The following is a 24,912-nucleotide window of genomic DNA, read 5'->3' on the forward strand; positions in this document are numbered from 1 at the left end:
GCTGACGCACCCGAAGGAGCCCGAACGCCATGGCCAGTGATGTCACGACCTCCGCCGCTGCTGGAACACAGGCGTGCGGGCGGCTTCCGATCGAGCATGGGGATTTCATTCGGCAGGTGCTGGACCGGGTCGGTGACAAGTGGTCCCTGCTCGTGATCGCCAACCTTCAGGGCGGGCCGCGCCGTTACAGCTATCTGCAGCAGTCCGTGCCCGGCGTCTCCCAGCGGATGCTGACCCTCACCCTGCGCAAGCTCGGTGAGGACGGGCTGGTCACCAGGACCGCGTACGCCGAGGTGCCGCCCCGTGTCGAGTACGCCCTGACCCCGCTCGGGGAGAGCCTCCTCGGTGTGGCCACGCCGCTCGTCCAGTGGGCGTCCACCCATCACGCCGTGATCCGCGAACACCGGGCTCTGGCGCAGGCGGGCTGACGGCCGTCGGCTCCGGTCGGCGTCAGGCTGCCGGGCTCCGCCGCGACGTGAAGTTCTCACCGTGCTTACGGGCCTGCGCGTGAGCCTCCGCCAGTGACGCGTCGTGCAGGCCCCTGAACTGGGCCAGCACCGGCACCACCGGGGCCAGGCCGAACTCGACGGTGATGAATTCCAGCGCGAGGCCGAGTTCCCGTTCCAGGATCTCCCGCAGGTTCGGCACCAAATGGTCCCGGCCCTCGTGCGGCGCGCCCGGTCCGTACGCGCCACCCCGTGACGAGATCACCAGAGCCGGACGCTCGGCGGCCGGCGGCGGCCCGTCCGGCATCGAATACGTACGCCCGAAAATGACGACCTGGTCCAGCCACGCCTTGAACGACGAAGGTATTCCGTAGTTGTACAGCGGCACCGTGAAGAGATAACCGGCCGCTCCCAGGAATTCCTCGACCAACTCGTCCTGCAGCGCCGCCGCCTCGGCCTCCTCGGGCGTGTGACCGGCGGGATCCGTCAGACGTGACGAGATACCCGCCGCGGTCAAATGGGGAATCGGCGCGGCGGCCAGATCACGGTGGACCACCTCTCCCGTCCAACCGTCCAGGAACGAACGCGCGACCCGACGCGAAATCGACTCGGCGTCGAACGACGTGGCATCGATGTGCAGCAGATACGACATGACTCTCGATTCACTCAGTGCCGATAAACCCACGGCCGCCAACACGCTTTCGACTTCCCAGACGTCTATGGCTTCCGACGCGCTCATGACGTGCACGCAGGCCCAGCATGCATCACCGGTGAATCGCCTACAAAAGGCACATCGGTGTCCGTACCGAATAAGAATGTGCGTCATAATCTACGTACGGTTCGCTCGCGCATACCCCAGCCGGGCCGGCTTCACGGCTGGGTGCGTCGCTCGACGGCGTCGAACGCGGGCGCGAGCAGGGTCAGCGCCGCGCGGAGCTGGTCGGGCAGCGAGCCCGAGGGCACGACCAGCCCTCCGGCGCCGAGGCTCCCGGCGGCCTCCCCGCTCCCGGCCGGCCGGAGCCAGCCTTCCAGCACGACGCGAACCGCCGCGGCCACACTTGCCGCGAGAACGCGGGCGGTGGCCGTGTGCGCTCCGGCGCCGTCCAGGTGTTCAGCTATCGCCGCCGCGAGAGGAGGTTCGAGGTCGGCGGTGGTTTCGAGGAACGCGGCGCGCAGCGCGGTCCGGGTGGTGATCAGCAGCAGCGCCTCGTGCTCACGCTCGCCGGTGTTCGTGTACTGCTCGACCACCGCTTCGGTGACGGCGTCGGCCAGGCGGACCCCCGCGGGCCGGGCCGCGACCGCCGCCGCGATCCGCGTCTCGCGGTCCGCGGTGACGGCGGCGACGATCGCCTGCTCGCGGCTGGCGAAGTAGTTGTTGTAGGTGCGCGGCGAGACCCCGGCCGCCTCGGCGATGTCCTCGACCCGCACCTGGTCCGGTCCGCGCTCCACGGCCAGCCGCAGGGCCGCCTCGCGCAGCGCCTCGCGTGTGGCCTGCTTCTTCCGCTCCCGCAGCCCTGGTGGTGTCGTCACGGTGCCAGCATTCCACGCAGAGTGCGTGCACGCAAAATTGCGTGCACGCACTTTTCCTGTCAGGCTCGGCCCACCCGGGACCGACCGACCCGACCACGACCACGACCGACAGAGGGGCCGTCACGATGCGAGCCAGAGGAATGACCTACGACACCGGATTCGTGGCGCACGGGCAGATCTCCCGCGAGCGTTTCGACCCCGCGGTGGTCCGGCGCGAGCTCGCCATCATCCGTGACGATCTGCACTGCAACGCGGTCCAGATCATCGGCGGCGACCCGGACCGACTGGAGCTGGCCGCCGCTGCCGCCGCCGAACTCGGCCTGGAGATCTGGTTCTCGCCCTATCCGCTGGAGCTGGACCAGGAGCAGATCCTCGCGCTCTTCCGCGACTGCGCCGAGCGAGCGGAACGGCTCCGGCGGCAGGGGGCCGCGGTCGTGTTCGTCGCGGGGGTCGAACTGAGCCTGATGAACCGGGGGTTCCTGCCCGGAGAGAGCCCCGAGGAGCGCGTCGAGCAGCTGATGGGCCAACCCGAGCGGCGCGCAGAAGCGCTGCGCGAACTCGGCGTGTGCTTCAACGCGTTCCTCCGAGACGCGGCGGCCTCGGTCCGCGAGTGCTTCCGGGGCAGGCTCACCTACGCGTCCGTCCAGTTCGAGCAGGTCGACTGGACCCCCTTCGACATCGTGACGTTCGAGCTGATCCGTTCCGCCGAGGTCGCCGACCGGTTCCGGGACGCAGTGCGCACCCTGGCCCAGGACCCGAAGCCGCTCGCCATCACCGGGTTCGGCACCGCCGCCTACCGTGGCGCGGGAGACCGCGGTGGGCGGGTGCTGGAAGTGGTCGAGCACGACCCCGAGACCAAGGCCCCGGTACGACTCGACGGCATCTACGAGCGTGACGAGGCCGGCCAGGCCGCGTATCTGAGCGAACTGCTGGAGATCTTCGAGACCGAGGGCGTGGACAGCGCGTTCGTGTTCCTGTTCGCCCTGCCCGGCTACCCGCACCGCCCGGACGGCGACCCCAGGGACGATCTGGACCGGGCCGGCCTGGGCATCGTCAAACTCCTCGAAGGGCGCCGGGGACAGACCTACCCCGACATGGAGTGGGAGCCCAAGGCCGCCTTCGCGGCGGTGGCGCAGCGCTATCGGAGGTGACGGGCGCCGCGTGCGGTGACCATGGCGCCCGCGCCACCACCCACCGCTCCGCGCCGGAAGCGGCTAGGAAACGCCCGGCAGCCGGCGCGGCTCCACGCGGTCCTCGGTGGCCCTGTCGCCGTCCCGGGTCACGATGTACGCGCCCTTGCCCGCGGTCTCCGTGACGGCCTCGACCAGTTCCGTGCCGCGGTAGACCAGGCCCACCCCGTCGTCGGTGCAGTGGGTGGTGGGGAGGGTGCCGTCCGCCACCAGGCCGTGGATCAGCGGGCGGCGGCCCGGGTCGCTGTCGTAGTGGACGCCGTTGCCGTACGGAAGGAAGCCCAACGCGTCGGTCACGGGCCGCAGTTCACGGCCGAACGAGTCCGTGGTGCCGCCCTGGAACCAGCAGATCGAACCCGCGCTGACCCCGCTGAGGACGACACCCGAGCGCCAGGCCTTGTGGAGGACGGTGTCGAGTCCGTGCACCCGCCAGACCGCGAGGAGGTTGGCCACCGAGCCGCCCATCACCCAGACGACGTCCTGGTCCAGGACGGTGCCCTCGACGTCGTCGAGGTTGGGTCTCGGAAAGAGGTGGAGGGGGACCAGGTCGAAACCGGCCACCCGGGCCGCCTCCGTCATACGGGCCGTGACGTGTTCGGCGTCACCGAGGGCCGTGCCGATGTACAGCACCCGGGGGCGGCGGCCGTGCGCGCCCGACAGGTCGACCGCGTGGTGCACGAGCGCGTCGAACTCCACCATCGTCCGGGCACCCGCACGGTGGCCGCCGGAGGTGGCGAGGATCGTGGGCTCCCGCCCGTTCCCTGCGGATGAGAGGGCGGGCGCGGATTCCGGCGCGGATTCGGGCTCAGGTGTGATGGGCGCGGTCATGGCTCCCGATCCTAACGACGCCGCCCGCAACCGCCGGTCGTCACACTCACGGCGCCCACGACCGCCGTCAGGCCCCCTGTTCCCCGTCCCCCTCCGGGTCCCAGTCCAGCAGCCGCACCCGCGCCACCGTCTGTACGTGTCTGCGCATCGCCGCGGCGGCCCGGCCCGGCTGCTGGGCCACGATCGCGTCGAAGATCGCGCGGTGCTGGGTGAGGGAGCGAGTGGGCCGGCCCGGCTGCCGCAGCGACTCGTGGCGGCTCTCGGTGATCTGTTCGGCGATGGACCGCATGAACTCGGCGAGGATGCCGCTGTGCCCGGCGGCCGTGACCGCCGCGTGGAACAAGCGGTCGCCCTCGATGCCGTGTTCGCCCGCCGTGATCTCGTTGCGCATGTGCGCGAGGGCGGAGTCCATCGCGGCCACGTCCTCGTCGGTACGGCGCTCGGCGGCCAGTTCCGCGAGCTTGGTCTCCAGGGCCTCCCGGGCGTCGAGCACGTCGGGCAACCGGCGTCGGCGGTCGACGAGTTGCTCCACCGGTTCCGCGTCGAGGGTGTCGCCGACGAGGTAGGTCCCACCGCCGTGGCGGACCTCGACCAGCCCCTGGACCTCCAGAACCACTATGGCCTGCTTCACGGAGGCGCGGCTGACCCCGAGCCTCGCGGCCAGGTCGCGCTCGGGCGGGAGGCGGTCACCGGCACCCAGGCCGCCCTCGGCCGCGTAGCTGCGCAACCGGTCGAGGACCTGCTCGTACAGGCGCGGCTTGGACCCCATGGGCCGCAGTGCGTCGGTCATGTCCGGTCTTCCCCCTTACCTCTCGGTCTGGTGGATGAGTGGCTGAGCCAATTTACGTCATCTCTCTTGACGCTCTCCACGGCGGCCACCCAATGTGGTTCAGCCACTTGGCCAATCAGCACCCCGTTGGTCAAGTGGCTCAGCCACTCACCCACTTGGCCGACCGAACCGCTCTCCCCCGGCCATCCCCCCAGCCCTACTCTTTCCCCCCACCCCTCTCCCCTCCCTCATCCTCCGCTCGACAAGGGACCCAAAGACGGGAGCCCGTATGTCCGCCGAACTGATATCGATCCTCGTGCTCGTCGTGGTGTTCGTGATCGCCACCACCCGCTCCATCAACATGGGCGCCCTCGCCTTCGCCGCCGCCTTCGGAGTCGGCGAACTCGTCGCGGACCTCGACGCCGACAAGATCTTCGCCGGTTTCCCCGGCGACCTCTTCGTGGTGCTCGTCGGCGTGACGTACCTGTTCGCGATCGCCCGCGCCAACGGCACGACCGACTGGCTGGTGCACGCCTCCATCCGGCTCGTGCGCGGGCGGGTCGTACTGATCCCGTGGGTGATGTTCGTCCTGACCGGCGCGCTCACCGCGATCGGCGCGGTCAGTCCGGCCGCCGTCGCCATCGTGGCGCCGATCGCCCTGAGCTTCGCCGCCCGGTACTCCATCAGCCCGCTGCTGATGGGCGCGATGGTCGTGCACGGCGCCCAGGGCGGCGGCTTCTCCCCCATCAGCATCTACGGGTCGATCGTCAACGGCATCGTCGAACGCGAGGGCCTCCCCGGCAACGAGGTCGCCCTCTTCCTCGCCTCGCTCATCGTCAACCTCGTCATCGCGGGCGTGGTGTTCGTGGTGTTCGGCGGGCTGAAGCTGCGGAACGACGACAGCGTGCTCTCGGGAGCGGCCGCCACGGCGAGAACGGCAGCCGGGAAGTCGGGCGGCACGCCCACCGGCTCCGGAAAGAGCTCCGGAACGGGCCCCGGCGCAGGCGGCGAAGCCGAAGGAACGGAAGGAACCGGCGAAACCGATGTGACCGACGGCGACGCCTCCCGGCTCAACCCCGCCCGCATCGCCACCCTCGCCGCCCTCGTCGCCCTCGTCGTCGCCGTGCTCGCCTTCGACCTGGACGCCGGCCTCACCTCCATCACCCTCGCCGTGCTGCTCAGCACCTTCTGGGCCGAGGACAGCCGCAACGCCGTCACCCAGATCGCCTGGCCGACGGTCCTGCTGATCTGCGGTGTGCTGACGTACGTCGGTGTCCTGGACGAGATGGGCACGATCGACTGGGCGGGCGAGGGTGTCAGCGACATCGGCGTCCCGCTGCTCGCCGCCGTGCTGCTCTGCTACATCGGCGCGCTGATCTCCGCGTTCGCCTCCTCGGTCGGCATCATGGGGGCGCTGATCCCGCTCGCGGTGCCGTTCCTGGCGCAGGGCGAGATCGGGGCGGTCGGCATGGTGGCGGCGCTCGCGGTGTCGGCGACCGTGGTGGACGTGAGCCCGTTCTCGACGAACGGAGCCCTGGTCCTCGCCGCGGCACCCGGTGTCGACCGGGAACGCTTCTTCCGACAGCTGATGGTGTATGGAGGGATCGTGGTGGCCGTGGTCCCCGCCGTGGTGTGGCTCGCGCTGGTCGTGCCCGACTGGGGATGACGACCCCGGCCGCCGACGACCGCCGACGACCGCCGCAGATCGCCCATGACCGACGCTCGACCAGCAAGGAGTACGCACGCGTGTCCCCTCTCTTCCCGGCCCTGACCGAGGCACTGGCGGACCCGGACGGCACCGCCGCGCACCGGCCCGCCCTGCGCTTCGGCGACCGCTCCCTGACCTACGGCGAACTCGCGGCGACCGCCGCCCCACTGGCCGCCCGGGTCGCGGAGGCCGGGCGGATCGCCGTCTGGGCCACGCCCACCCTGGAGACCGCGGTCGCCGTGGTCGCCGCGCTCCAGGCCGGTGTCCCGGCCGTGCCGCTCAACCCCAAGTCGGGCGGGAGCGAGCTGGGCCACATCGTGGCGGACAGCGCGCCGACCCTGGTGCTCGCCCGGCGGGACGACCGACTGCCGCCCGCGCTCGACGCCTTGGACCGCGTCGACGTCGAGATCGACACCACCAGTGCGGTACGCGCCCCGCGGCCGACGGCACCCCCGGACGCCTCGGACGCCTCGGACGCCCCAGACACGCCGGACGCTCCAGGCGCCCCGGACTCCCCCGCCCTGATCGTCTACACCTCCGGCACCACCGGCCCCCCGAAGGGCGCCGTCATCCCCCGCCGGGCCGTCGCCACCACCCTGGACGCCCTTGAGGACGCCTGGCAGTGGACCGGCGACGACGTCCTCGTGCACGGCCTGCCCCTCTTCCATGTGCACGGCCTGATCCTGGGCATCCTCGGCCCGTTGCGCCGCGGTGGGTCCGTACGGCATCTCGGCCGCTTCGAAACAGCGGGCGTGACAAGGGAGTTGAGCACGGGCGCCACCATGCTGTTCGGGGTCCCGACGATGTACCACCGGATCGCGGAGGCCCTGCCCGACGACCCGGCGCTCGCGAAGGCGCTGGCACGGGCGCGGCTGCTCGTGTCGGGCTCCGCGGCCCTGCCGGTGCACGACCACGAGCGGATCGCGGAGGCGACCGGCCGACGGGTCATCGAGCGGTACGGGATGACGGAGACCCTGATGAACACGAGCGTCCGCGCCGACGGCGAGCCCCGCGCCGGTACGGTCGGCCTCCCCCTCCCCGGCGTCGAGCTGCGGCTGACGGAGGAGGACGGGACGACCCCCGTGACGGCGTACGACGGGGAGAGCGTGGGCGAGATCCAGGTCCGGGGGCCCAACCTCTTCACCGAGTACCTCAACAGGCCCGACGCGACGGCGGCGGCCTTCACCGAGGACGGCTGGTTCCGCACCGGGGACGTGGCGGTGCGCGACCCCGACGGGTACGTGCGCATCGTCGGCCGCAAGGCCACCGACCTCATCAAGAGCGGCGGCTACAAGATCGGGGCGGGCGAGATCGAGAACGCCCTCCTGGAGCACCCGGGAGTCCGGGAGGCCGCGATCACGGGCGAACCGGACGCCGACCTCGGCGAGCGGATCGTGGCGTGGATCGTCCCCGCCGACCCCCGGTCCAGGCCGCCCGCCGAGGAGTTGGCCGACCATGTGGCCGACCGCCTCGCACCCCACAAGCGGCCCCGGGTCGTCCACTACCTCGACGCCCTGCCCCGCAACGACATGGGCAAGATCATGAAGCGCGCGCTGACTCATGACTGAGGGTTCCCGACGGTTCTCGGCCCGGGAGGCGATCACCCTCGTCTCCACCGACTTCACCGAACTACCCGCCCCCACAGGCCCGTTCACGGAAGGTGCGTACGGGCCGGACGGCCCCCTGTCCTGGCAGGGTTACGACGCCTCGCGGGCCCGCGCCAAGGACCGCACCGGTGAGGAGGAGTCCGTCGTCTGCGGCACCGCCACCCTCGGTTCGACCGCCGCCGTGCTGATCTCCTTCGAGTTCGGCTTCCTCGGCGGTTCGCTGGGCGAGCGCACGGGCGACCGGCTGGAGGCCGCGTACACCTACGCGCGCGAACACCGCCTCCCTGTCGTCTCCCTCGTCGCGACGGGCGGCAGCCGTATGCAGGAGGGCATGCGCGCGCTGGTCCAACTCCAGCGTGTGGCGCTGCAGTCGACGCTCAACCGGGCGGCCCGCCTCCCGCAGATCGCCGTCCTGCGCGACCCCACCACGGGCGGCGGCTGGGCCACCCTGGGCGCGGGCGCCGACGTGGTCCTCGCGCTGCCGGGCGCGCAGGTGGGCTTCGCAGGGTCCCGGGTCCGCCCGCCCGACGCGGACCCGGCCGCGTACACGGCCGAGGCGCAGCTGGCGGCGGGCGCGGTCGACGCGGTGGTGCCGGAGCGGGAGCTGCCGGACGCACTCGCGCTCTGGCTGCGCCTGCTGAGCCACCCGACGGCCGACCCCGTGCCACCTCCCCGGGCCCTCTCCCGCACCGGCCTCCCGGCCACCGGCTGGGAGGCCGTGCACCACGCCCGTGCCCCCGAACGCCCGCACGCGCACGCCTACTTGGATGCCCTCTTCGCGCACCGCGCGGCGATCAGCGGCGACCGCTGCGGCGGCACCGACGACGGCATGCTCTGCGGTTTCGGCATCGGCGTCGGCAACGGGCCCGAGGACGGCCGTACGGTCGCCTACGCCGCCCAGACCGGCACCGCCACGCGCCCCGCCGGCTACCGCACCGCCGCCCGGCTGATCCGGCTCGCGGACCGGCTCCGTATCCCGGTGCTGACGCTGGTGGACACCCCGGGGGCCGCCAATGACGCGGAGGCGGAACGGCAGGGCGCGGGCGCGGCGATCGCGGACCTGTTCGCAGCCGTGGCGGCCGCCCGGACCCCGGTCACCACCCTGCTGATCGGGGAGGGCGGCTCGGGCGGTGCGCTGGCCCTCGCGGCACCGGACAACACGTGGGCCACGCCGGACAGTTACTTCTCCGTCATCGCCCCCGAGTGGGCGGCCGCCATCCTCAAGCGCCCGGCGGCGGAGGTACGGGCCACGGCCGACCAACTCCGTATCCGGCCGCAGGACTTGGTGGAGCTGGGCGTGGTGCGCGGCGTCGTCGAGCCCTTGGCACCGCCCTCGTAGCGGGCGTGGGCCTACCGCACGCCCACCGCCCGGATGATCTCCTGCGTCACCGAGCCGCCCCGGTCGTCGCCGGCCGAGGCCCGCAGCGACACGTACTCGGCGTCATGCGGCACGCTGAGCACGCCCTGCCAGGCGGCCTCACCGGCGTCACCCACACCTGTGCGGGAGAGGCGGACCGTCCGCCACGACGTGCCGTCGTCGTACGACACTTCGAGCTTCCCTCCGTCGAGGGTCCCGGTGGCTCCGGTGGCCGGTGCGCCCGCCACGTACGCGGAGTGGATGCCGACGGGCAGCCGGCCCCCGCCCCGCACGTTCCCGGCGAGATCGGTGTCGACGTCGAAGCCGAGGTTGATCAGCGGCAGGGTCGTCCAGCGGTCCTCCGGGGTGGCCGCCGACCTGAAGGTCCACTCGGAGTGGCCCCTGGTGCCGAGCCTCCAGCGGTCCGCGTCCAGGGTCGTGTCGGTGACGACCTTGTACGCGTGCTCGTCGGCGGGCGCGTCCCAGACGTACGCGCCGGAGCTGGTCCGCCGGTCCACCAGCTCCCCGTCGAGGTACGCCTCGGTGAACTGGGTCATGCCGGTGCTCTCGTCCCATACGTTGCCGAAGCCGGTGTGGTCGGGCCCGGAGTCGCCCCAGCCCGGTGTGTTGAACTGCAGTGTCGTGCCCGAGCGTTGCTGTCCCCAGCCGAGCCCCGAGCCGAGCCAGGGGTGCCAGACCGGCTTGAACCAGTCGAGGTCCGCACGCGTACCCCCGCGGTACCGGACGAGCCCGCTGCGCTCCTCCAGGTCACCGGCGCCCAGGTTGACGGACTCGTGCCACAGCTGGCCGGGGCCCGTGGACACGTAGTCGGTCCGCTCGGCCGGGAAGGCGGCCCGCTCCTGGAAGCCCAGCCCGACGGGGAACGAGTCCTCGGTGAGCGAGTACCGGAACTCGCTGCCCGCGACGGGCTTCACCGCGTGGAACGAGGTGTCCAGCACGGCCAGTTCACGGCGCGACGGCTCGTAGGTGAGGTCGCCCGACGGGATGCGCCCCTTGTGGCCTTCCGAAAGGTCGTACATGTAGGGCGTGTCGACTGTTCCCTTCGTCTCGACCTTCCTGGCCGACCGGAGCCGCTTGGCGTCCGCCGCGTCGACGGTGGCGATCTGGAGGGGCCGGTCGGCGTTGTCGTCGGTGCCGAACCAGGCGTTGAGCCGGCCCGGTACGTCGTCCGTCACGAACAGCGCCTCGGCGCCCGCGTCCTGGGCGGCCCGGGCCACCTCGGAAGGCACGGCGCCGTCAGCCATCCGGACGAGAACGGCCTTGCCCCGTACGGACTTTCCGTCGTACCGCCCACGCGTCCCGCTGCCGACGTCGACGAGCGACAGCGTGCGGCGCCCCTCGACGAGCGTGCCCCCGGGCTGGACCACGGCCTCCTCGACGCCCTTGACCTCCAGCTTCGGCTTCCCGAGCCGCCACACGGTCCGGTACTCGAAGCTGCCCTCCGTCACCTTCGCCGTGGGCGCCGCGAAGACGCTGTCGTACCTGATCGGCACCTGGACGGCCCCCGACACGTCCGAGCCGTTCGCCGCCCGGTGGTACTCCATGAGCAGCTGCCGGGTCTCGGTACGCCGGTCGACCCGCGCCGAGAGCTCCCTCAACCCGCGCCCGTCCAGAGTGACTTCGCGGTCCCGGTCGAGCCGGATCTCGGGCGCCGCCAGGAAGCCGAGCCCGAGCGAGTCGGCGCCGCGGCTGCCGCGTACGTCGAGGAAGGAGCTCAGGCTGTACGTGCCCGGCCTCAGCCTCAGCTCCGCCGTGCCCGTGTCACCGACCCGCTCCGAGAACGGGGCCGTGTCCTCGGCGAGTCGCTGCACCGCGACGTCGGCGGCGGTGGCGTCGCCGTCCCGGTCCTTGACGTGGACGGTGAGCGTGTACCGCTCCTCCTCCTTGACCAGCCCGAAGGCGGTGTGCGCGACAGGCGTGCCGTCCGCCGTCGAGGCGACGATCCGCCCAACGCTGTTGCCGACCGGGGCCTTGACCCCGTCCCCGGTCACGTCCGTCGACGCGGTCCCATGTGCGGGCACGGCCAGCGTGGTGTCGGCGAGCGTCGCGACGCCCTCGGGCGCGCCCTGCACCGCGAGGTTCAACTCGACCGGCGCGGCGGAGGAGTTGGTGTAGGTGAGGGTCCGCGTGACCGGCTCGTCCGACGCGTACGGCCAGCGGTGGAAGCCCAGATCCACGCTGCCCGTGGCCGTGACCTCGGCCGCCACCGCGCCGGGGACGTTCACCCGTCCGGCGCCCAACACGTAAGGGGAGGCGTCGAGTTGCCTCGACGTCGACATCAGCGCGTCCTTGAGCCGCGCGCCGGTCCAGTCGGGGTGCCGCTCGGCGAGGAGCGCGGCCACGCCCGCGACATGGGGCGCCGCCATCGACGTACCGCTCATGGTGGTGTAGTCGCCGCTGCCCGCGGAGAGCCGGGAGCGGGCGGCGAGGATGTCGACGCCCGGCGCGGACAGGTCGGGCTTCAGCGCGTTGTCACCGTGGCGCGGGCCCTCGCTGGTGAAGTACGCGGCGGTGTCCCGCGCGTCGACCGCGCCGACGGTGAGTGCGGAGTCGGCGGCGCCGGGCGAGCCGATGGAGGAGGGGGCGCCGGTGTTGCCCGCGGCGACGACGAAGAGGGCGCCGGTCTCCTCGGTGAGGGTCTCGACGGCCTGGGCCATGGGGTCGGTGCCGTCGCTGGGCTCCGTCGTGCCGAGGCTCATGGAGACGACCGTGGCGCCGACGTCCCGCGCGGCCCACTCCATGCCGGCGATGATCTGCGACTCGCTGCCCGTGCCCTGGTCGCCGAGCACCTTCCCGACGGCGAGCGTGGCGCCGGGCGCGACGCCCCGCTCCGCGCCGCCGGACGCGGCGCCGCTGCCGCCCACGGTCGAAGTGACGTGGGTGCCATGGCCGTTGCGGTCGGCAACCTCTTCCCCCTCGATGAAACTCCTCGTGGCGGCGACCCGCCCGGCGAGATCGGGATGACCGGCGTCCACCCCCGTGTCCAGCACCGCGACGGTGACGCCCTTGCCGGTGAGCCCCGCCTCCCAGGCCTCGGGCGTGCCGATCTGGGCGTTGCTCTCGGCCATGTCGGCACGGACCCGCCCGTCGAGCCAGACCTTGTCGATCCCCTCTTCGCCGGTGGCGTCCTGGTGGGTGAAGGCCTGCCAGAACGTCCGCCCCCTGCCTGCGTCGACGGCGATGCCGCGGACGCTCGGCAGCCCGCGCGTCCTCTCGGTGCCGCGCGGGGCCGCCACCCGCGCGCTCTTCCCGTAGGTGACGATCAGCGGCAGCTCGTCCGTCGTCCCGGCGGTGAGCCCTTGGCGTATCAGCTCACCCACGTCGAACAGCCGCCGGTCGAGGGTGCCCGCCCGCAGATACGGCAGGGCCTCGTCCGGTACGACGGACAGGGCGCCGTTCGCCGTCCGCGTACGGACCGCTCCGGTCGCCCCCTTCGGCCGTTCGACGGCCACCGTCCGCCTGCCGCCGCCGAGTTCGGTGACGGTCACCCGGTCGCCTGTGACGAGGGTGACGGTGTGGGCGGAGGAGCCGGGGTGGGCGCGGGACGGCGTACCCGCATCGCCATGCGCACCCAGACCGGTCTTCGAACCGAGGCCCGGACCGATGTCCTGTGCGTGGGCGCCGCCCGCGGGGAGCAGCGCGAGCACGAGCCCGGCCGCCGCGAGCGCCGCCCCGCGTCTCGCAGATCCTCTGATCATCCGTGTCCCTCTCCTCGAACCCGGGTGATGCCCGGGGCTGCGAAGAGTGTCGGGGGCCAGTGTTTCGGCAGCGCTGACGGAGGCTGGCGGGAAGCTGCCCTGGCGGCTATCCGCCAGGCCGGGAGGTGACCTGACGGATGGTGACCTGGGACCGTCCCCGGCCCCGCCCCTCGGTCCCGGCCCCCGTCACTCGGCCCCCGTCACCCGATTGCCCCGCCGCCGCCGAGAACCACCCGTCCAGCCGCACCCCGCCCGGCCCACCAGAAAAGGCGACACCCCGTCAGCTCCCGCACGATGCGTAGTGAGGACCGCCGCCCGGTGGAGTCCCACGGTCTGCGCTCTCGGGAGGACCCGCCATGACCGCCAGCCTGGAGCAGTTGCGCCGCTGCCACTTCGCCGTCGACCTGGGGGCGGCGCGTACCCGTGTCTTCGTGAAGGGGGCCGGGCTGATCGTCGACCAGCCGAGCGTCGCCGCGGTGAACACGCGGACCGGCGCGCTGATCGCGGTCGGAGAGTTCGCCGAGAAGATGACGGGCCGCACCCCGCACTACATCCGTGTCGTACGCCCCGTCTCCGGCGGCACGGTCGTCGACATCGAGATGGCCCAGCGCATGCTCCGCCAGCTCCTCGGGGACAAGGTCCGCCGCACCCTGCGCCGCAAGCCGCTGCTCCGGGCCGCCGCCTGCACCCCGCACGACTCCGACCCGCTGGCCCAGCGCGCCACGGTCGAGACCCTCGTCGGCCTCGGTGCGCGCCGCGTCGAACTGGTCGACACGCTCATCGCCGCCGGGGTGGGCTGCGGACTGCCCGTGGAGCGCCCCGAGGCCACCATGATCATGGTGTGCGGGGCCGCCACCACCCAGGTCGCCGTACTGTCGCTCGGCTCGATCGTGACCGCCGAACGCATCCCCGTGGGCGGCGAGGCCATCGACAACGCGATCGTCCAGCACCTGCGCCACCACCACGAGCTGATGCTGCCCTCGCAGTCCGTACGCCCGCTGCAGCTCGCCCTCTCCGGGAACGGGCTCACCCCGCACGGGCCCGCCTCCACGGAGATCCACGGCAGGGACGTCGCCACCGGGCTCGCCCGTTCCGTCCAGGTCGACACCGCGGCCGTGCGCAACGCCATCCAGACCCCGCTGACCGCGGTGCTCGACGGCATCGGCAAGGTGCTGCGCGTCTGCCCGCCGGACCTGGTGGCCGACCTCGCCGACCGCGGGATCATGATGGTCGGCGGCAGTGCGCTGCTGCCGGGCCTCGACCAGATGCTGCGGCAGGCGACGGGGATGCCGGTGCACATCGCCGAACGGCCCGACGTGTGCGCGGTCCTCGGCCTGGGCGCGATGCTGGAGGGCAAGATCGAGCCGCTGGTCCTCGACCCGACAGCCGGCTGAGCTCCCCTACATGGCCGCAGGCGAAGAGCCCCCTTCCCGCTCCCCTTCTTCATCTTCCCCCTCCCTCCCGCTGCCCCGGCTCCTCGAAGCCGTCCTCGGTGCCGGCAGCGATCTCGAACTGCGGGCCACGCTCCAGCGCATCGTGGAGAACGCGGCCGCGCTGACCGGCGCCCGGTACGCGGCCCTCGGCGTGCTCGGCCCCGGCGAGAACGGCCTGTCGGAGTTCTGCACGACGGGGCTCTCGAAGGTGGAGCGGGCGTTCATCGGACACCCGCCCAGCGGCCACCGGGGGTTGCTCGGCGTTCTCGTCGAGGAGTGCGCGCCGCTCAGGCTCACCGACCTGACCGCCGACCCGCGCTCGTGCGGAGTCCCGCCCGGACATCCGCAGATGCGCGGCTTCCTCGGCGTACCGCTGTTCGTGCAGGACGAGGTGTACGGCACCCTCTCCCTCGCCGAGAAGCGCGACGGACCGTTCACCGCCGAGGACGAGCAGGTGGCGCGCCTGCTGGCCGCCCAGGCGGGGATCGCGATCGGCAACGCCCACCTGGCCGAGACGGCCCGCCGCCGGGAACGCTGGATCGAGGGCGCGGCGGCGGTGACGACGGCGCTGCTGACCGGCGAGGCGGCGGCCGACGCGCTGATGACGGTCGCCGAGCGTGCCCGCGTCCTCGCCGACGCGTCGGCCGGGGTGATCCTCCAGCCCACGGACGAGGGCGGTATGGAGATCGTCACGGCGTCGGCGCTGGACAGCCCGCGCGGTCTGATCGGCACGGTCATCGAGCCGGGCAGCGCGGTCCTGGAGCAACTCCTCGGCGGGGAGCCGGTGTTCCTCGACGACTCGGCGACCGACCCGCGGATGACGACCGCGGTACGGCACCGGTTCGGGCCCAGCATGATGCTGCCGCTGCAGGCCGGGGGCCGGCTCATCGGCACCCTCGCCCTGCCGCGCCGGCGCGGCGATCCCCCGTACAGCCCGGCGGAGAAGCTGCTGGCCACGCAGTTCGCCTCGCAGGCCGCCCTGGCGCTGGTACTGGCCGACGCCCAGCAGCGCCGGGAGCGGCTGGCCGTGTTCGAGGACCGTGACCGGATCGCCCGTGACCTGCACGATCTGGTCGTGCAGCGGCTGTTCGCCACCGGCATGATGCTGGAGTCCACGCAGCGCCGCACGGCCGCGGAGGAGCGGGACGCCGAGGTCCACGCGACGATCGGGCGGGCCGTCGACGAGCTCAGGTCGACCGTCCAGGAGGTCCGTACGGCGATCTTCGCCCTGCAACAGCCGCCCGCCGACGCCCCGACCAGCTTCCGGGGCAAGGTGCTGCGCGAGACGGCGGGCGCCGCGGCGGTCCTCGGCTTCCAGCCGTCGGTCCAGTTCACCGGGCTCGTCGACACCCGCATCCCGGACACGGTGGCCGGACAGCTCCTCACCGCCCTCCGAGGCGCCCTCGCCGCCGCGTCCCGCCGTACCGGCACGTCCCGTATCGGGATCACGGTCGACGCGACGGTGCGGCTCCCGGACGGCAGGAACGGAGTACGCCTGACGGTCTCCGGCGACGGAGAGGCGGAAGCCCCCGGCCAGGAGGAGGACACGACAACGACGTGGCAGTCTCCCCTTTAGCCGTGCTTCTGGTTCAGCCGTCCGTCTGGTCCCGCTTCTGGCCCTGCTTCTCCCGCACCGCCGGGCCGGGCCCGGTGAAGGCCCGTCGGCTGTGTACGAGGAGTTCGCGGACCGCGGGGCCGTGCGTGTTCCGCCAGACCAGGGCGAGCAGAGCGGGGGCCGCGATGTCGTCGATGGTGTGGGCGACGAGCCGGTCGCGGTGGTCAGCCGCCATCGAGTCGCTCAGGACGGCGACGCCGAGGCCACGGGCGGCGAGGTCGGCGATGGCGTCCGCGGCGCTGGCCTGGAAGGCGATCGTGGGGCAGAGGCCCTGAGCGGCGCAGGCACGGTCGAACAGGGTGCGCAGGCCCGTGCCGGGTGGCATGCAGACGATCGGGTGGGCGGCCAGGTCGCGCAGCGCGACCCGGCGTCTCTTCGCCAGGGGGTGTCCGGCCGGCACCGCCGCGACGAGCCGCTCACTGACGATCGTCAGCGCCTCCAGCCCGTCGGGGGTGGCGGCCGCGGTCCCGATGAGGGCCAGGTCGACGGTGCCCGCGCGCACCCCCTCGACGAGCCGGTCGGAGCTGTCCTCCAACAGGGCGATCTCCACCCCGGGATGCGCCCGGTGGAACGCGGAGAGCGCGTCGAACAGCGGCGTGACGGTGCAGCCGGTGACCATCCCGACGGTGAGCCGGCCCCGGATCAGGTCGGTCACCTCGCTCACCGCCTGGCCGACCGCTCCGGCCGCGGCGAGTGCCACGCGGGCGTGTTCCAGCGCGGCCTTTCCCGCGACGGTGAGGGTGGCGGTGCGCGCCGACCGGTCGAAGAGCTCGGCGCCGAGTTCACGTTCCAACTGACGGATCTGGGCGCTGACGCCGGACTGGCTGATGTGCACCCGCTCGGCGGCCCGCGTGAAGTTCTGCTCCTCGGCGACCGCGACGAAGTACTCCAGCTGACGCAGTTCCATGACTGGAGATTCTAGCTCCCAGCAGAACCAGCTGTTGGACTTCTGGTGGCCGTGCGCCGACGCTGGGTCCTGCCGCCGGAAGCCCCAGAAGCACCACGCCGGCCCGCACCGAAGCCCGCCCTTGGAGGAACCCATGCCGGAATCCACGCACGAGGAACACGAGAAGTACGAGACGTACGAGAAGGCCCTGCGCCCCGAGGACATCACCCGCCTGTTCGTCGAACGGTCCAACGCCGGCGACGCGGCCGGGGTCGCCGCGCTCTACGAGGAGAACGCGGTGATGGCGTACCCGCCCGGCGCTCGGACGGTGGGCCGGGAGGCGATCCGGGCGCTGTGGGAGAAGGTGCTGGCCGCCGGGCCCCGGTTCGAGCCGGAACAGCCCCTGCCGACGCTGATCAGCGACGGCATCGCCCTCACCTCGACCCCGCCGAAGGACGGGACCGGCGCCCGCGCCCAGGTCGTCCGGCGCCAGCCCGACGGAAGCTGGCTGCGCCTGCTCGACCAGCCCGAGTTCGTCCCGCCCGCCGCCTGAGCCCCGCCGACCGTCCACGAATACCTGCATGAGGCATGAGCACCGCGAGGCGGGGCACACGGAGCGAGCACGAGGCATGCGGAAGCCGCCGACGGAGGCGGCCGACCGGGATGCCGGACCACCCGGCTCACTCAGCGGGTGGAACGGGGTACCGCAGGCTTGACTCGACGTCGCCCCGCACGTGCCGAAGAGACGGAATGAGGGAATTGCAATGATTGTCCTTGGTGCCATCCTGCTCGTCATCGGCCTGCTGGTCGGTGTCTCGCTCCTGACCACGGTGGGCGGGATACTCGTGGTGGTCGGCGCGGTCCTGTGGATCCTCGGCGCGACCGGACGCTCGGTCGGTGGCCGCAAACACTACTTCTGACAGCCGCCCCCGGCGCGGCCGTCACGGGGGACACGGCAGGCCCTCAGCCGTTGAAACGGTCCGGGTCGAAGCCGGTCCGCTCGTCACGGTTCAGGGCTGAGATCTCACCGATGTCGCCCTCGTCGAGCTCGAAGTCGAAGAGGTCGAAGTTCTCCTCGATACGCTTCCGGGTCACCGACTTGGGAAAGACGATGTCCCCGCGCTGAAGGTGCCAGCGCAGCGTCACCTGGGCCGGCGACCTGCCCACTCGCTCCGCGATGCGGCCGATGGTCGGATCGTCGAGCACCTTGCCCTGCGCGATGGGCGACCAGGCCTCGGTGGCGATCTCGTGCCGGGCGCCGAAGCCCCTCACCTCGTCCTGGGTGAGGTAGGGGTGCACCTCGATCTGGTTGACCGCGGGTACCACCTGGCCCTCCTCCAGCAGCCGCCTCAGGTGACGGGGCTGGAAGTTGGACACTCCGATCGCCTTGGCCCGGCCGGAGCGGTAGATCTCCTCCAGGGCCTTCCAGGTCTCCACGAAGTCGTCCTTGGCGGGCAGCGGCCAGTGGATGAGGAAGAGGTCCAGGTGGTCGAGGCCCAGCTTTTCCACACTGCGGTCGAACGCCTGAAGAGCGTTGTCGTACCCGTGGGCGTCGTTGTCGAGCTTGCTGGTGACGAAGACGTCGGCGCGATCGAGGCCGGAGTCCCGGACCGCCTGGCCGACCTCCTTCTCGTTGCCGTACATCTGCGCCGTGTCGATGTGCCGGTAGCCGGCCTCCAGCGCCGCCAGCGTCGTCTCCCTGGTGTCCTCGGGCGGGATCTGGAAGGTGCCGAAGCCTAGCTGCGGGATCCGCACTGCGTTGTTGAGGGTGATGACGGGTACTGCGGTCACGGGGGCTCCTGTGGTCGCGGTTTTCGGGAACGGAAGGCCTCAGGAACAGAAGGCCTCAGGAACGGAGGGGATCCGCATCCTTGCCGGGGTACCCAACACGAAAACGCACAAACAGGACCATACGGGCTCACGCAGGGCGGCAAGGTGCACACACGTAGCAGCGTTCGACCGCGCCCGCAGCCAGGTGGCGCCCTGACAGCGGCAGCGCAGTGGCACGACAGCGCACCTCCCGGGGCACCTCACAGGGCCGGATGCAGCCCTTCGAAGCGCAGCGTCCAGCGCCGGTCCGTCGGAAAGCCCGGCGCGTGCCGGTCGGGTGCGTCGTCCCAGCCGGCCGCCATGAACGCGACGGCGTACAGCAGCGCGGCGTTGCTCGGGAAGTACGGGAACGGGCCGCCGGTTGCCAGACCCGCGTCGTCGAACTGGAAACCGTCGGCCGGGTGCAGCAGGAAGTCCACCGCGTCATCGGGACGCCCGAGCCGCGCGGCGCACATGGCGAGCATCGGGAAGTCCCATCCCCAGGTCCGGTCGAACCGCCAGCCGGTGAAGACCTTCTCGGCGGTGCGGGCCATCGTGGGGACATCGACGCCGTCGCCCGGCAGCCAGCCGTACGAGCCGATCAGGGCCGGGTGCTCGTAGTTCCACCGCGTCCACATGTCCTCGACGCCTTCATGCAGGACGTACGCGCCGTCCTGCACCGGCAGCGGCGCGAGCCCGTCGTGGACACGCTGCCACTCCGGATCGCTCCGCATGCCGAGCCGTTCACGCCACTGCTGCGCGACCCGCAGGCCGAAGCGCCAGTAGGCGAGCTCGAACGTCGGGTTCTTCGTGGTCTTCGGATCGGTGTTCTCCGAGACGACGTGCATGGGCGGGCCGAGGATGTAGCGACGCGTGTCCTCGTCCCAGAAGGCCCAGGAGGAGAGGAAGTCGGCGGTGTCGAAGACGATGTCGCGCCACTTGTGCAACGTGCTCTCGTCGGGATGCGCCCGGTAGTCCATCTCGGCGAGGAAGATCGGGTGCGGCTGTTGCCACATCAGCAAGGCGTGGATGACATGCGGTGACTCGCGCCCGTCGGCCGTCGTGCACTTCGGCCAACGCGCCCCGCGGAAGCCCTGGGACTCCGCGCGTTCGCGCGCCGACCGGTGGAAGCGTTCGTAGACGTCCAGGCTGCGGTCGAGCATCGGCCAGCGGTTCCACAGCGCCCAGTGCGCGCTGTGCCACCAGTACATCTCCATGTGGAACTTGCCGTTCCAGCCGTTGTTGACGAGCCCGGATTCCTGCGGCGGCAGCGAGCCCGCCTCGTTCGCGCGCATCAGGTACTGCGAGAGAACGACACGCCGCTCCAGTTCCGTCCAGCGCGGGTCGGCGCTCGCGGAGAGGTCGATCGCTCCGCCGGAGAGCCAGTACTGCCGCCAGGCTCGCGTGCTCGCCGCGAAGGCCGCGCCCGACGTCGGCACCGACCCGGCCCGCTCGGGCGCGAACGTGCAGGTGAACCGCAGCCGATCGGCTCGGCGGTCGCCGGCGAGCCGGTAGCGGTGCCGGTTGGCCGCTGCTCCGATCGACAGGTTCTGGCCGTCGGGGACGACGATGTCGTGGTCCTGACCCGCGTACGTGTAGCCGAGCACCAGGCGCTTGGCCATGCCGGGCGCCGGGTCGCCGAGGCTCAGGTAGTCGACGAGGAGGGTGAGCGAGTCGTCCGCGACCAGTTGCCCGAGCTTGCCCGCGACATCGGCCCAGTGACCGTCGGTTCCGTACTGCGCGGTGCGGATGACGAGTTCCCCGGCGGTGGAGCCCAGGCCGGTGAACACCCCGTGGCCTTCCCAGGCGAGCGCGGCGTGGTACTCGGTGGAGTCCAGGCGGTGGGTGATGTCGGCGTGGTTGTGTCCGCGTGCCGTCGCCGTCGTCTCGTGGGCGTCGGGGACACCGTAGGTGCCGACGTACTCGGCGAACTCCTGCCCGTCCGCGTAAGGGAAGTCGAGGAAGACCGCCAAGCGCTCGGCGGCGACGAGCGGTGAGTCGATGTGCACGGCGACCGTGTCGTGATCGGGGTGGCAGCAGGTGCGGACGTGCACCGGTTCACCGGCGACCTCGAACCGGCTGTCGACGACGCCGGTCCACAGGTCGAGCTCCTGGTGGATCTTCGTGATGTCGTCGGCGACGGCGGCGCGGCCGTCGGGCAGGGTCAGTTCCAGACCGATACGTCCGAGGTTGATGCGGGCCGGGTTGGCGTAGAGCCACGACGACAGGTCGGGCTGGTCCGGATTGGGGATGGGGTACTCGACGGGGCGGCCGTGCGTGTCCCAGGTCTGGCCGCGGAAGTCCGCCGGCTCCTGGCCGGGCGGCAGCGGGAACTTGTGCCATCCCCAGTCGGACATGGTGTTGAAGGGGACGAACGTCTGCAGTCCGGTGACGTCGACACCGAACGCGAACCGGCCGTTGCCGACCTGCAGCGGGCTCTGCGTGTCGAGTTTCCCGCGCACGACCCGGTGGCGGGCCACGACGGACTGCCGGTCGATCGGACGCGCCGGCGGATGCGCCGACAGGGCATCGCCCGGCGTGGAGACCGCGGCGGCCGCGGCGGCCGGGTCCGAAGTGGCTCCGACCACCGCCGCGGCAGCCGAGCCGGACAGGAACGTTCTACGTGTGACCATGCGGCGCTTCCTGACGGTGAGATGGAATGGCCATCCGCGTCGGCCATGTGGGCGAGATGTCGGCGGTCGTCTCCGCAGTCGCCACGGGACCTGACGCGACATCGGTGGAAGGGCGGAGCGTCCCGGTCCGCCACATCACGTGTTCGGGCAGGAGACAGGGCGACCAGTCAGCCGACCGGTGCTGGCTGTTGATTCGATTCAACCGTGCGAAAGGCTAGGCCAGTTGTCTCGATTCAGGCAATGCGCAGGAAGCAAGTCATCTGAGCCGCCCCTCGGCGTGCGACCTCACTCGGTCTCAACTGACGGCATTGAACGTTTCAATGGCTCGCTCGCTCCGACGGGAGGACGGCCCGGCAGGTCGGTCGGGCGACGGACGCGGCGTGGTGGACCCCACCGCCGTCGAGTCGGCAGCCGCGGCGGATCTTCCCGGTTCGCGAACCGTGTGCAGTGAAACGATTCCGGCGCAGTCTGTATACAGGCTCCGTTCCGACCTGTAGGCAAGCACCAGCACTGTGCGAAGCCGTCCGGTGCTGTTGTTGATAGTTGGTCGATTCCGATACGGAGGACTGGATGAGACGGGGAAACCCACGTGGTGGCCGCATGGCGCTGACGGCCGCGGTGGTCGGCGCCGCACTGGCCCTGGGTTCGGCCGGTCCGGCGAACTCATTGCCTGACAACGTTGCCAGTCCAGTTGCGGGCCCCGCGGCCACGTCATGGACCGTGCAGCGCGGCGGGCCCACCGCGGTCGTCACCCTCGACCGGACCGACGGCTCGCTCGACTTCTCCGTCCGGCGGAACGGACGGACGGTCCTCGAACCCGCGCCCGTCGGTGTGGTCACCGACCAGGCGGACCTGACCTCGCGACTTCATCTGCTGCACCGTGCCGACCGGGTGGTCAACGAGAAGTACACGACCACCGTCGGCAAGCAGCTCCGGCGGTCCGTCCACATGAACGAGTCGCGGTTCGCCTTCGAGGGGCAGGACGGCGCGCGCCTCGATCTGGTGGTCCGAGCCACCGACGACGGCGTGGCCTACCGCTATGTGCTGCCCGGCAAGGACGGCGTGACCATCCGGCACGAGGCCTCCGCCTTCCAGCCGCCGGCCTCCTCGCCGGCCTGGCTCAGCGCCTACGCCGCCCCGCACGAGCAGCCTTACGACCGGACCACCGCGGCCTCCGCGGCCGACGGCCAGTACGGCTACCCGGCGCTCTTCCAGGTGGGCGACCAGAACGTCGTACTCGCCGAGTCGGACCTCGACGGCCGGTACTCCGGCAGCCGACTGGTACACGAACAGGGCAGCGGACGCTACGAGTTGGCGCTGGCCGACAAGGAGGTCCACTCGGACGGACCGCTCACCACCCCGTGGCGCACCGCAATCATCGGCGATCTCGCGACCGTCACCGAGTCCACCCTCATCGACGACCTGGCGCCGCCGTCCCGGATCCGCGACACCTCCTGGATCAAGCCCGGGAAGGTCGCCTGGTCATGGCTGGCCGGGTTCAGCGAGGCTCAGCGCAGCCTGGAGACGCAGCAGAAGTTCGTGGACTACGCGGCGGCGCACGGGTGGCGGTACGCCCTCGTCGACGACGGCTGGAAGACCACGGACTGGATGCCGCAGCTCATGGACTACGCGAAGCGGCGCGGAGTGAAGATCCTGCTGTGGATGCCCTGGACGGACCTCGACACCGCCGCCGAGCGTGACGCGCAGCTGGACAAGGTCAAGAAGTGGGGCGTCGCCGGCCTCAAGATCGACTTCATGGACTCCGACACCCGTGAGCGTTATCAGTGGTACGACGAGATACTCGAAGCCACGGCAGAGCGCGAGCTCATCGTCGACTTCCACGGCTCCACGGTCCCGAACGGCATCCAGCGCACCTGGCCGCAGGTGATGTCGATGGAGGCGGTGCACGGCGCCGAGCAGGGCGACGTCCGGGCCGACAACATCGCGACGCTGCCGTTCACCCGTAACATCGTCGGCTCGATGGACTTCACCCCGATGGGTTTCCAGTTCGGTCAGCGCAACACGTCCGACGCGGCTGAACTGGCTCTGTCCGTCGTCTTCGAGTCGGGACTGCAGAACTTCGCGGGCAGCATCGAGGAGTACCGGGCCCGCCCCGAACTGGCCCGCTTCCTGGAGCAGGTACCGACCGTCTGGGACGAGACGAAGCTGCTGAAGGGCAGCGCGCCCGGTCTGAGCGCCGGCTTCGCACGGCGTGACGGCGCCCGATGGTTCCTCGGTGAGATGGCCGCGGGCGCGGCGCGTACCCACCGGGTGCCGCTGGACTTCCTGAGTGGCGGGAAGTGGCGTGTCGACGTGGTCCGCGACGGCTCGGACGGCCTGGTCCGGGAGAGCCGGCTGCTCACGCGTCACAACACCCTGGAGGTGCCCGGGACCGAGAACGGTGGGTTCGCCGCGATCGCCTGCCGTGCGGTGCCCGGCCGGGCCAGTTGCGACGAGCCCGTACGCCATGTCCCCTCGGGCACGCTGACGGTGGACCCGCGGCAGACCTCGACGGATCCGGGCGCGGAGGTGAAGCTCGGCGCCACCTTCACGATCGACGAGTTCGGTCCGGTCACCGATGTCACGCTCGACGCGAAGACCCCGGAGGGCTGGAGCGTCGAAGGGCAGGGGGCGACCGCGGCCGAGCTGGCCACCGGTCAGGCACTGACCGCGGACTGGCGGATCACCGTGCCGGAGCAGGCCGCCTACGGCTGGACGGAGATTCCGGTCACCGTCGCCTACCGGGATCCGGCGGCGGGCGCGGCAGCCCCGAAACTGAGTCTGCAGAAGCAAGCCCGTGTCTTCGTGTCACCGCCCGGCATCGACTACGTCAGCGACCTCCCCTTCGCGGCGGAGAGCAACGGCTGGGGCCCTGCCGAGCGGGACACGTCCAACGGCGAGTCGGCCAAGGGCGACGGGGGTCCGCTGCGTATCGGTGACCGGACCTACGACAAGGGGCTGGGCACGCACGCGGCCTCCGAGGTGACGGTCGACCTGGGCGGTGCCTATGACCGCTTCAGCACCGACGTCGGGATCGACGAGGAGACGTCGGACAAGGGTTCCGTGGTCTTCGAGGTCATCGGAGACGGAAAGGTACTCGGCACGAGCGGGGTCATGGGCCCGACGGAGGCCGCCCATGCCTTCGACATCGACGTCACCGGCGTGCAGCGGCTGACCCTGCGCGTGACGGACGGCGGCGACGGCAACGACTCGGACCACGCGGACTGGGCCGACGCACGGCTGCACATCACGGCCGACACCGCCCGCCGGTAACCGACCGGTCCGGGCGACCGCCCCTGCCGTGAGCCGCGCGAACATCGACGGCTCACGGCGGGGGTGGCGGCGGTGGCGGTGGCGGTGGCGCTGTGGGGTACGCGATCAG

Annotated in this window: 18 protein-coding genes; 10 read left to right on the forward strand and 8 right to left on the reverse strand. The window is 71.6% G+C overall.

Annotated elements, in window-relative coordinates; genetic code table 11:
• Positions 1–29: 29 nt before the first annotated feature.
• The gene (locus ACLVWQ_RS12705; RefSeq protein WP_414108559.1) at positions 30–428 is read left to right on the forward strand and encodes a winged helix-turn-helix transcriptional regulator; all 399 of its coding nucleotides are present in this window, start codon (positions 30–32) and stop codon (positions 426–428) included.
• Positions 429–450: 22 nt separating this feature from the next.
• Here the strand turns inward: ACLVWQ_RS12705 and ACLVWQ_RS12710 are convergent, their stop codons facing one another.
• Both ACLVWQ_RS12710 and ACLVWQ_RS12715 read right to left on the reverse strand, forming a co-directional pair.
• Positions 451–1,185 carry an FMN-dependent NADH-azoreductase gene (locus tag ACLVWQ_RS12710; protein ID WP_414108561.1) on the reverse strand — a complete coding sequence of 245 codons (735 nt, stop codon included), beginning with the start codon at positions 1,183–1,185 and terminating at the stop codon, positions 451–453.
• Between the two features lie 131 nt (positions 1,186–1,316).
• Positions 1,317–1,976, reverse strand: a complete 660-nt coding sequence (locus tag ACLVWQ_RS12715; RefSeq protein WP_414108563.1) for a TetR/AcrR family transcriptional regulator — start codon at positions 1,974–1,976, stop codon at positions 1,317–1,319.
• A gap of 140 nt (positions 1,977–2,116) precedes the next feature.
• Here ACLVWQ_RS12715 and ACLVWQ_RS12720 point away from each other — a divergent pair, with 140 nt between their 5' ends.
• The gene (locus ACLVWQ_RS12720; protein ID WP_414108663.1) at positions 2,117–3,127 is read left to right on the forward strand and encodes a hypothetical protein; all 1,011 of its coding nucleotides are present in this window, start codon (positions 2,117–2,119) and stop codon (positions 3,125–3,127) included.
• Between the two features lie 63 nt (positions 3,128–3,190).
• Here the strand turns inward: ACLVWQ_RS12720 and ACLVWQ_RS12725 are convergent, their stop codons facing one another.
• Together ACLVWQ_RS12725 and ACLVWQ_RS12730 are read right to left on the reverse strand one after the other, a co-directional pair.
• On the reverse strand, positions 3,191–3,865 hold the full coding sequence (locus ACLVWQ_RS12725) for a Type 1 glutamine amidotransferase-like domain-containing protein (protein ID WP_414108664.1): 675 nt from the start codon (positions 3,863–3,865) through the stop codon (positions 3,191–3,193).
• A 196-nt stretch (positions 3,866–4,061) separates the two neighbouring features.
• Positions 4,062–4,784, reverse strand: a complete 723-nt coding sequence (locus tag ACLVWQ_RS12730) for a FadR/GntR family transcriptional regulator (RefSeq protein WP_414108564.1) — start codon at positions 4,782–4,784, stop codon at positions 4,062–4,064.
• A 268-nt stretch (positions 4,785–5,052) separates the two neighbouring features.
• Here ACLVWQ_RS12730 and ACLVWQ_RS12735 point away from each other — a divergent pair, with 268 nt between their 5' ends.
• The 3 genes from ACLVWQ_RS12735 (at position 5,053) to ACLVWQ_RS12745 (ending at position 9,417) form a co-directional block, all read left to right on the forward strand.
• Positions 5,053–6,429 carry an SLC13 family permease gene (locus ACLVWQ_RS12735; RefSeq protein WP_414108565.1) on the forward strand — a complete coding sequence of 459 codons (1,377 nt, stop codon included), beginning with the start codon at positions 5,053–5,055 and terminating at the stop codon, positions 6,427–6,429.
• 80 nt (positions 6,430–6,509) lie between these two features.
• On the forward strand, positions 6,510–8,039 hold the full coding sequence (locus ACLVWQ_RS12740) for an acyl-CoA synthetase (protein ID WP_414108566.1): 1,530 nt from the start codon (positions 6,510–6,512) through the stop codon (positions 8,037–8,039).
• Complete coding sequence (locus ACLVWQ_RS12745; RefSeq protein ID WP_414108568.1) at positions 8,032–9,417, forward strand: carboxyl transferase domain-containing protein; 1,386 nt, start codon at positions 8,032–8,034, stop codon at positions 9,415–9,417. The genes ACLVWQ_RS12740 and ACLVWQ_RS12745 overlap by 8 nt, the downstream gene beginning before the upstream one ends.
• An 11-nt stretch (positions 9,418–9,428) precedes the next feature.
• On the opposite strand, the gene ACLVWQ_RS12750 is transcribed toward ACLVWQ_RS12745, so the two are convergent.
• Entirely contained in the window at positions 9,429–13,154 is a 3,726-nt protein-coding gene (locus tag ACLVWQ_RS12750; RefSeq protein ID WP_414108569.1) for a S8 family serine peptidase, read from the reverse strand.
• Positions 13,155–13,510: 356 nt separating this feature from the next.
• On the opposite strand from ACLVWQ_RS12750, the gene ACLVWQ_RS12755 reads away from it, so the two are divergent.
• Together ACLVWQ_RS12755 and ACLVWQ_RS12760 are read left to right on the forward strand one after the other, a co-directional pair.
• The gene (locus ACLVWQ_RS12755) at positions 13,511–14,548 is read left to right on the forward strand and encodes a rod shape-determining protein (RefSeq protein ID WP_414108570.1); all 1,038 of its coding nucleotides are present in this window, start codon (positions 13,511–13,513) and stop codon (positions 14,546–14,548) included.
• 10 nt (positions 14,549–14,558) lie between these two features.
• Positions 14,559–16,163 (forward strand): GAF domain-containing protein, encoded by a 1,605-nt coding sequence (locus ACLVWQ_RS12760; RefSeq protein WP_414108571.1) that lies wholly within the window; start codon positions 14,559–14,561, stop codon positions 16,161–16,163.
• A 13-nt stretch (positions 16,164–16,176) separates the two neighbouring features.
• Here ACLVWQ_RS12760 and ACLVWQ_RS12765 read toward each other — a convergent pair whose 3' ends face one another.
• A complete protein-coding gene (locus ACLVWQ_RS12765) occupies positions 16,177–17,109 on the reverse strand; it encodes a LysR family transcriptional regulator (protein WP_414108573.1) in 933 nt (310 codons plus the stop codon).
• Positions 17,110–17,242: 133 nt separating this feature from the next.
• Here ACLVWQ_RS12765 and ACLVWQ_RS12770 point away from each other — a divergent pair, with 133 nt between their 5' ends.
• Positions 17,243–17,641 (forward strand): YybH family protein, encoded by a 399-nt coding sequence (locus tag ACLVWQ_RS12770; protein WP_414108575.1) that lies wholly within the window; start codon positions 17,243–17,245, stop codon positions 17,639–17,641.
• Between the two features lie 211 nt (positions 17,642–17,852).
• Positions 17,853–18,008 carry a DUF6131 family protein gene (locus ACLVWQ_RS12775; RefSeq protein ID WP_414108577.1) on the forward strand — a complete coding sequence of 52 codons (156 nt, stop codon included), beginning with the start codon at positions 17,853–17,855 and terminating at the stop codon, positions 18,006–18,008.
• Positions 18,009–18,051: 43 nt separating this feature from the next.
• Here ACLVWQ_RS12775 and ACLVWQ_RS12780 read toward each other — a convergent pair whose 3' ends face one another.
• Both ACLVWQ_RS12780 and ACLVWQ_RS12785 read right to left on the reverse strand, forming a co-directional pair.
• Positions 18,052–18,879, reverse strand: coding sequence for an aldo/keto reductase (locus ACLVWQ_RS12780; RefSeq protein ID WP_414108578.1), 828 nt, complete (start codon positions 18,877–18,879; stop codon positions 18,052–18,054).
• A 239-nt stretch (positions 18,880–19,118) separates the two neighbouring features.
• Complete coding sequence (locus ACLVWQ_RS12785; protein WP_414108579.1) at positions 19,119–21,530, reverse strand: hypothetical protein; 2,412 nt, start codon at positions 21,528–21,530, stop codon at positions 19,119–19,121.
• Positions 21,531–22,130: 600 nt separating this feature from the next.
• Here ACLVWQ_RS12785 and ACLVWQ_RS12790 point away from each other — a divergent pair.
• A complete protein-coding gene (locus ACLVWQ_RS12790) occupies positions 22,131–24,803 on the forward strand; it encodes a glycoside hydrolase family 97 catalytic domain-containing protein (protein WP_414108580.1) in 2,673 nt (890 codons plus the stop codon).
• Positions 24,804–24,912 lie beyond the last annotated feature (109 nt).

The sequence above is a fragment of the Streptomyces sp. CWNU-52B genome, assembly GCF_047444975.1.
Taxonomy (GTDB): Bacteria; Actinomycetota; Actinomycetes; order Streptomycetales; family Streptomycetaceae; genus Streptomyces.